General features: G+C 45.2%; 6 protein-coding genes. 2 read left to right on the top strand and 4 right to left on the bottom strand.

Annotated elements, in window-relative coordinates:
* Nucleotides 1-5 precede the first annotated feature (5 nt).
* On the bottom strand, nt 6-1,919 hold the full coding sequence (locus IJJ71_RS11845) for a DNA repair helicase XPB (RefSeq protein WP_296847277.1): 1,914 nt from the start codon (nt 1,917-1,919) through the stop codon (nt 6-8).
* Between the two features lie 3 nt (nt 1,920-1,922).
* Nucleotides 1,923-2,669 (bottom strand): hypothetical protein, encoded by a 747-nt coding sequence (locus tag IJJ71_RS11850; protein ID WP_296847279.1) that lies wholly within the window; start codon nt 2,667-2,669, stop codon nt 1,923-1,925.
* A 47-nt stretch (nt 2,670-2,716) separates the two neighbouring features.
* On the opposite strand from IJJ71_RS11850, the gene IJJ71_RS11855 reads away from it, so the two are divergent.
* Nucleotides 2,717-3,946: a dicarboxylate/amino acid:cation symporter gene (locus tag IJJ71_RS11855; protein WP_296847280.1), complete on the top strand. Its 1,230-nt coding sequence runs from the start codon at nt 2,717-2,719 to the stop codon at nt 3,944-3,946.
* Nucleotides 3,947-4,023: 77 nt separating this feature from the next.
* Here the strand turns inward: IJJ71_RS11855 and IJJ71_RS11860 are convergent, their stop codons facing one another.
* A complete protein-coding gene (locus tag IJJ71_RS11860; protein ID WP_296847282.1) occupies nt 4,024-5,760 on the bottom strand; it encodes a GGDEF and EAL domain-containing protein in 1,737 nt (578 codons plus the stop codon).
* Between the two features lie 137 nt (nt 5,761-5,897).
* On the bottom strand, nt 5,898-6,887 hold the full coding sequence (locus tag IJJ71_RS11865; RefSeq protein WP_296847284.1) for an FAD:protein FMN transferase: 990 nt from the start codon (nt 6,885-6,887) through the stop codon (nt 5,898-5,900).
* A 135-nt stretch (nt 6,888-7,022) separates the two neighbouring features.
* Between IJJ71_RS11865 and IJJ71_RS11870 the strand changes: the two genes are divergently transcribed.
* Nucleotides 7,023-7,911, top strand: an 889-nt coding sequence (locus tag IJJ71_RS11870; RefSeq protein WP_486389626.1) for a phosphohexomutase domain-containing protein, incomplete at its 3' end; no start/stop codon positions are given.

Genomic DNA, 7,911 nt, shown 5'->3' on the forward strand with positions numbered 1-7,911 from the left:
TATTTTTATTGAAGACAAAGTTTCTCGCCGTCAAGCACTTCACCAAGTTCTTTCGCTTCCGTGCATCGGATGAGCCTGTACTGATAGCCCTGCTCGGCCAAAAATTTCTGGCGGTTTGAGCCAAATTCTTCTTCGACAGTGTTACGCGTAATCAGCGTAAAGAAGCGAGACTTTCTCTCTTTTGGACGCAGGATTCGGCCGAGACGCTGGGCTTCTTCCTGACGGCTTCCGAAAGTGCCGCTCACCTGAATTGCCATGCTCGCATCCGGCAAATCGATTGCGAAGTTTGCAACTTTGCTTACAACCAGCACACGGATTTTGCCAGTCCTGAAATCAGCGTAAATTTTATCACGCTCTTCATTCGGAGTTTTTCCAGTGATAATCGGGCAGCCGAGCATTTTTGAAAGCTCATCAAGCTGGCTCAAATACTGACCGATGACAAGAATCTTGTCCTCTGGAGATTTTTCCACCAAAGTTTTTACAAATTCGGGCTTCTTGGGATTTTCGCTCGCAATCCTGTGTTTTTTCCGCAAATCTGCGACCGCGTATTCGATTTCCTTTTCTTCGCCCAAGTCGATTCGAACTTCAATGCACTCAGCCGTGGCAATAAAACCTGTGCTTTCCAAGTCCTTCCACGGAACATCGTAGCGTTTTGGACCGACGAGTGAAAAAACATGACCTTCGCAGCCGTCTTCACGAACCAAAGTGGCCGTAAGACCAACGCGACGCACAGCCTGAATCTCAGCCGCGACACGGAAAACAGGAGCCGGCAAAGTGTGAACTTCATCGTAGACAATCAAGCCCCAGTTTCGCTTTCGGAAAAGAGAAAAATGCGGGTAAGGGCCGTCTTTTTCTGGCCGCCATGTGAGAATCTGATAAGTCGCAACGGTGACAGGCTTAATCGTCTTGTTTTCGCCTGTGTACTCGGCAATGTCATCGCGGGTGAGATTCGTTTTGTCGATAAGCTCATCAATCCACTGATGTACCGCAGAAATGTTCGTAGTGATGACAAGTGTGCTCGTTTTGAGCAAATCCATTACGGTCATGCCGACAATTGTTTTGCCCGCGCCACAAGGAAGAACGATTGTACCAAAGCCAGTTCCCGGTCCTTTGTCGCCGACGATTGCCTGAGCCGCTTCTTTCTGGTACTGTCGGAGAACAAAATCCCGCCCGCTCAAGGTTTTCTGGCGAAGGTTGATTTCTAGCGGCTCGCCGTCAATGAGCGGAACATCGTCCTTTACAGGCCAGCCCATCCGAAGAAGTTCCTGCTTGATTGTTCCGCGGTCAGTAAGATTGAGCCTGAAACAGTGAGATTTTTCTTCCTCAGAAACAACAGTCTGCTTCATCAGCTCGTCCTGCGGCTCTTCATACTCACACATTGTAAGATATTTTCGACCAACGAGACTCGCCCCGATTTCCTTGAAAACAGGAATGCTTTCTGTAACAAGGTAGAGATATTCGATTTTGATGCCGTCATCTGACGGGGGCGTTGCGGGGGTGTCCCCTGCAGAGGGGGTAGCGGAAGACGCGTCAGCGGCTGGAGCGAGGGGGAGACTTTCCCCCTCCGGCTTTCCGTTTTCCGTTTTCCGTTTTCCGTTCAAAATAATCCACGGAGCGGGAACCAATCGCAATTTTCCGAAGCGGCCGGCAGTTTCTTTAATCCACATCTCGACGCTTTGAGGAACATCGTAGCGGGCAAAATCATGCAAAACTTTTACGGCATCATCAGGAGAAAAACCAGCTGCATTTGCGTTCCACAAAGAAAGAGGCGTGAGGCGATAAGTATGAAGATGCTCAGGCGAACGCTCAAGCTCAGCAAAAGGAATCAGCGCGTTCCGGCAATCTGTGGCACGAGGCGCATGAACATCGAGAAGTAAAGTCCTGTCACTTTGTACGATAAGCGGGTTTGAATAATCCATTTTTTAGAATCCCAATAGACCGAAACCGGCCGGATTTTTTGCACCAGCTTTGACCCAGGCGACCTTCTGTTTTGGAGAAAGCGGTTTTTTAAGGTTGTCGATTGAATCCATGTACTCACAAAGCCACACTGAAAGAGAGCTGTCGCGTTTTGAAAGGTCGTTCTGCGGCTCGCATGACACCAAAATAGGAATGATATTTTTGCTTTCGGAGAGAGATGCGGCCAGATTTTCAGCATAATAATAGAATGCACCGGCAGCGGCGGCAATCAGAGGATTTGAAAGTTCGATTCCAGAACCACGAACAGAAGATGAATTTATGCCGTCACTCATGGAATAATTTGCTTTATAAAGGAATACAAGCTTGTGTTTGCGCTCTGGCTCCCTGTTAAACCTTGAAATCAATTCCTGGGCAAGATATTGGTAGCTTTCGACAAGTTCTTCAAGAACCTGTGCATTGTTGTTGACTTCACGGTATTTTGTCGCAAAAAAAAATTCATCGAAAACAAGAACAGCCTCGTCAACTCCGCCTTCATTCTCGCACTTTAAGGCAAGAGAACGGCACGAAAAGGCAGAAGCCCTGTTCCATGCAGCCCCAACTACACCGCCAGATTTTTCACTTGGGGCAGAATTTTCTTCTTCGCTGACATTCAAGCTTGTTGCAATAACTTTTCGCCCCTGAAATGAGGCACCAGAAGCCATATCGTTTCCGGCAGGAAGCTCCTTACCGGCAAATAAAATCATCTTTCCCATAACGAACTATTATAGCAGATTTATCAGCAATTTGATATACTAAAATTATGAAAGTTTGGATTAAATATTTAATTGGCATCGTTCTTGGCATTACGGCAGCTTTTATTCTTCCGCTCAACATTCCTTCTGTCGATTCTGCAGTCTCTACCCTGTCAGAAATCGCAATCCGCTTCGGCAGATACGCCCTCATTCCCCTGCTCTTTTTTGGCACAGCAATGTCAATGTTCAACCTCCGCAGCAAAAAGCATATCCTCAAAACAAGTCTTTGGACGGCAGGCACTCTTGTTGGCTCAACTTTGATTTTGGTTGCGCTCGGCTTGCTTTCTATTCTTATTGTCGCGCTTCCACGAATTCCAATCACAGGCGAAAAAATTTCCGAAGTTCCAACAATCAATATCAAGGAAATGATTCTGAACATTTTCCCTTTTTCTGGCTTCGATTCGCTCAAAGACGGCATTTTCCTGCTTCCGGTTTTCTTCCTTGCGGCCTTTGTCGGCGGTGCCTGTGCATCCGATACAAATGAATCAAAACCTCTGCTCAGTCTTTTTGGCTCAGCCATGAAACTCTGCCAAACAATGTCAGCTTTCTTCGTAGAATGGCTTTCCGTTGGCATGATTGGAATTTCCTGCTACTGGATGCTCCAGGCCCGTACTATTTTTGCCGAGCCGACATTTTTCCCGATTTTCTTCATGCTTCTCGCTGATTTTGTAATTGTCGCCGGCATTATTTATCCGCTGATTCTTCGATTCTTGTGCAGGGATTTGCGGCCGTATCATGTTCTTTACGCAAGTATTTGTTCAATAATCACAGGTTTCTTCACTGGAGATGCAAACCTCAGTCTCCTCACAAACTACAGACATTCAAAAGAAAGCCTCGGAATCCATGACGAGACAAATAATTTCACGCTTCCGCTCTTCTCAATCTTCGCACGCGGCGGAACGGCTTTGGTAACGACAATTTGTTTCGTGATGATTCTCCGCTCTTATTCCAGCCTCGGATTTACAATTCTTGATGTAATTTGGATTTTCGCAGTCTCATTCGTAACATCATTTGCACTGGGGAACTTTCCTGTCGGCGGAACATTTGTTTCGCTCACGGTGATTTGTGCGATGTACGGACGAGGATTTGAAGCCGGATACCTTCTTTTGAGACCAGCCATGCCGATTTTGTGCAGTTTTGCCGCAGCCTTCGATGTTCTTTCAGCAATCACAGGCAATTACATCGTAGCAGTCAAAACCAAGAAAATCGACAGAATTGAACTGAAACACTATATTTAATGAGAAATCGGGACGAGTGAGCAAAGCGAACAAAGTCCCGAAACAACTGCTAATTGCACATTGCTAACTGCTAATTTTTACTTTGTCTTGTTATAAATATCTTTGTTGACATCAAGGCGCAGGTGATGCTCTCGGAAGTCAATGTTGTTGCATGGACGACCAAAATAGAATCCCTGGAATTTATCAGGACCATATTCTATCAATTTTTCGATGTCGCTCTTTTCTTCGATACCTTCCATACAGACCTGCATTCCAAGCTCATGAGCCATTTGCGTGATGTGCTTGATGATTTTGCGGTCTCCCTCATTGCCGGCCGTTGCTTTCTGAACAAAAGTGTAGTCAAGTTTGAGCGTGCTTGCCTTGAGATACTGCAGATAACGGAGATTTGAATAACCTGTGCCGAAGTCATCGATATCAACATTGACACCAAGGTTTGCAAACGCTTCCGTGAGGGCCTGAAGCTCGTCACCATTGTCGATGTAGCCGCTTTCTGTAAGCTCCAATGTGACATTGTGAGGATTGACCTCAGAAATGAGCATGGCCGTCTCGACATCGCGGATAATGTCGCTCTTTTTGACCTGAATATAAGAAAGGTTTACGCTAACATGGAAATCTTTTTGCAAGCGGTTCCACTCCGCGCACTGCATGAACGCCGTTCTCAAAATCCACCTGCCGACGGAGACAATCATGCCGGTGCGCTCAAGGATTGGAATGAATTCGTCAGGATTGAGGATTCCGTAGCCAGGACAAGTCCAGCGGATAAGAGCCTCGCAGCCAATCACATTAAGAACCGTCTTGTCAGCATCAAGATAAAGATTTTTGGCATCAACAACAGGCTGATAAAAAAGCTCGAAGCCTGCAAAATCGTTGCGGATTGAATCGCGGATTTTTTCCTGGAAATCAAGAGTTTTGAGGTGCTGCGTGTAATCAACGGCATTGAATGTGACAAGGTTGTTGCGACCGTTTCGCTTTGCATTTGCGATTGAATAATTTACCTTGCGGAGAAGGCCGTCGAGCTGAGAAGAATCGTTCATGAAAGCGACCATGCCACCAGAAACAGTAAAGATTATGTCGTAACCAAGCCCATGCTCAGCTTCGGAAATTTCACGGCGCAGATTTTCGTACATTCTCTGTGCTACCAAAGCTGACTTGCCCGTAAGGTTCATGCAGATAAATTCATCGCTGGAAAGTTTGTAAGCCTTTGCGGTTCCCGAGCAAACTTTGCGGCAACAATCACCGACTTTAGAAAGTATGACATCTCCGGTCATTACACCGTATTGCTCGTTTATCGAACCAAGATTGTCAATGTCAACCTTCAGGATAAAACCCGACACGGACTGCTTTTTTGTCCACACGGAACCAAAATCAATTCTTAGCTGGGACTCCGTTGCAAGGCCGGTAAGCAAATCCGTTTTGTCTTCGTCCGCAACTATGGAAACCTCGCCGATTAAAACCCGCTTGTTCTCATCGTTGTTCGGAAGGATTTTGCCCCGGCAGCGAATCCAGATTGGCTTGCCGTTTTTGTTGACCCAGCGATAATCAAGATTGTGCTCCATCCGCCGACCGCTTTTCAGCAAGTCAATTTCGGAGCGAAGGGAAGCCTGATCTTCGTGGTAGACAATTTTCATTAAGTTAGTGGAAGCGTTCTCTAGTTTTTCTTCGGGGAAATTAAAAAGATTTTTTGCGTAGGGAGAAATAAAATATGTATCAGCAGACAAATCAAACACGAATAAAAAAGAATCCGTGCATTGATTGAGAATTGTAAAAAGACCTTCAAGCTGTCTTAATTCAAGATTTTCTAAACCGTAGCTCATTAATTGCCCTGCACTAAAATTATGAATATTTAACTATTCTAGCACAAAGACAAGAACTTTCCCATATTTTTATGAAAAAAAAGCGAAAAAAATGACATAAAAAAAGGAATTTTGACCATATCAGACATTGCTAAATGCTAATAGGGCGAAACCACCTGATCCCACCCCTCGTAAAGTATTGATGAGCTATACGGAAAATCTTTTGAGAAAGTGATTGTATGATTCTTTTCGATGAAAATTGCCGAAAATTCAGCGTTGAATTCTTTTTGCATCGTAGGAATAAGCCTGAGCGACTCTTCCTTTCCGATGATGAAAAAGGCCGTAGTCAGGGCATCGGCAAGCATTGAGTTTTCTGAAATTACTGTAACAGAGGACAAATCATTTTCAACAGGGGCACCAGTAAAAGGCGACAAAATATGGTGATAATGCTTTTTACCCACATCAAAATACCGCTCATACACGCCACTCGTGACGACTGAAATCTGCGGAACCGAAATTTTTATGAGCGGCATTGAATCTGGAGACTCGGGATTTTTAATGCCGACGTTCCAGAGTTCCTTCTTCGCTTTTTTGCCATAGACATAGATATTTCCGCCCAAATCAATTACGGCTTTGGAAATTTTGTGTTTTTCGCATATCTTCACAATTTCATCCGCAGCATAGCCTTTTGCGATTCCACCGAAATTAAGTGACATTCCTGTTTCGGCAAATCGAACCGTATGCTCCTGCGAATTCAAGAAGATTTTTCGATAATCAACAAGGGGATGAATCTCGTCGATTTCTTCCTGGCTGGCGACATGAGGATAATCTGTATTTACACGCCAAAGATTTACGAAAGGCCCGATTGAGACATCAAAAGCACCGCCGGTAATCTCAGAAACTTTTTGCGATGCTTCAAGAACTTTTACAACATCTTCGCTGACCCCAACATCCTTGCTGCCACCAAAAGTGTTCAAGCGGTAAAGATCTGAAAATCCTTTAGAAAAATTGAATTCATTATCAATAGCCTTTAAGCGCGCAAAAATCTCGTCATAATAATCCTCCTTGCCATCCTCAAACAAATTTACAAAACAAACCGTTCCGAGGAGCTTTTCATAGCGAGGAGCAGGAGCCGTGCATGAGACCAAAAAGAGTGTGGGAAAAATGAGAAATAAAACTTTAAATAGCCTTAATCTAATCTTCACAATGTTTTAATAATAAGACTTTTCTTCTTGAAAAACAAGTCTAAATTTGCATAAAATATAAACATTAAGGAATATTTTATGGAATCAAAAGTACTGATGAAACTGCAGAACGGAAGCGACATCCGTGGAGTTGCTTGTGAAGGAATCGAGGGCGAAAGCGTAAATCTCACGCCCCTCGCATCAAATATAATCGCCCAGAGTTTTGCGGCCTGGCTTTCAAAAAAAACTGGCAAAGCCGTTGAATCATTGACAGTCGGAATCGGCCGTGACTCACGAATCACAGGCGAGTCTCTGGCAAAAGCTGCGATGGCAGGCCTTTCATCTTGCGGCGTCAAGGTCGTTGACTGCGGCATGGCGACAACACCGGCAATGTTCATGAGCATCGTCTTCCCCGAAACAAAATTCGACGGCTCAATCATGATTACAGCAAGCCACCTTCCTTTCAACCGAAACGGCCTCAAATTCTTTGACAATGACGGAGGCCTGGAGCACGAGGATATCACGGCTATTCTCGAAGGGGCTGCGGGGCTTACAGAAAAATCAGGAACTTCTGAAACACAAAAATTCGACCTCATCTCGCTTTATGCAAATCACCTCGTAAAAACAATCAGAAACGGAATCAAAACGGACATTGAGCAAAGTCGAAATGAAAAACCTCTTTCCGGCCTTAAAATCGTCGTTGATGCCGGAAACGGTGCGGGCGGATTCTTTGTCTCAAAGATTCTTGACCTGCTGGGTGCCGACACAAAGGGAAGCCAGTTTCTGGAGCCGGACGGAACCTTCCCCAACCACATTCCAAACCCTGAAAACGCAAAGGCCATGGAGTCAATTCAGAGCGCAGTCCTCAAAAACAAAGCTGATTTGGGCCTGATTTTCGACACCGACGTTGACCGAATGTCAGCCGTCCTCCCTGACGGAAGAGAAGTGAACCGAGACGCAATCATCGCCCTCGTTGCGGCAATTCTCG

It is taken from the genome of Treponema sp., from assembly GCF_017430385.1.
Lineage (GTDB): Bacteria > Spirochaetota > Spirochaetia > Treponematales > Treponemataceae > Treponema_D.

Bases quoted from the DNA above. Each gene is read 5' to 3' on its own strand.
- IJJ71_RS11845 (WP_296847277.1), bottom strand. From the start codon at position 1,919: ATGGATTATTCAAACCCGCTTATCGTACAAAGTGACAGGACTTTACTT.
- IJJ71_RS11850 (WP_296847279.1), bottom strand. From the start codon at position 2,669: ATGGGAAAGATGATTTTATTTGCCGGTAAGGAGCTTCCTGCCGGAAAC.
- IJJ71_RS11855 (WP_296847280.1), top strand. From the start codon at position 2,717: ATGAAAGTTTGGATTAAATATTTAATTGGCATCGTTCTTGGCATTACG.
- IJJ71_RS11860 (WP_296847282.1), bottom strand. From the start codon at position 5,760: ATGAGCTACGGTTTAGAAAATCTTGAATTAAGACAGCTTGAAGGTCTT.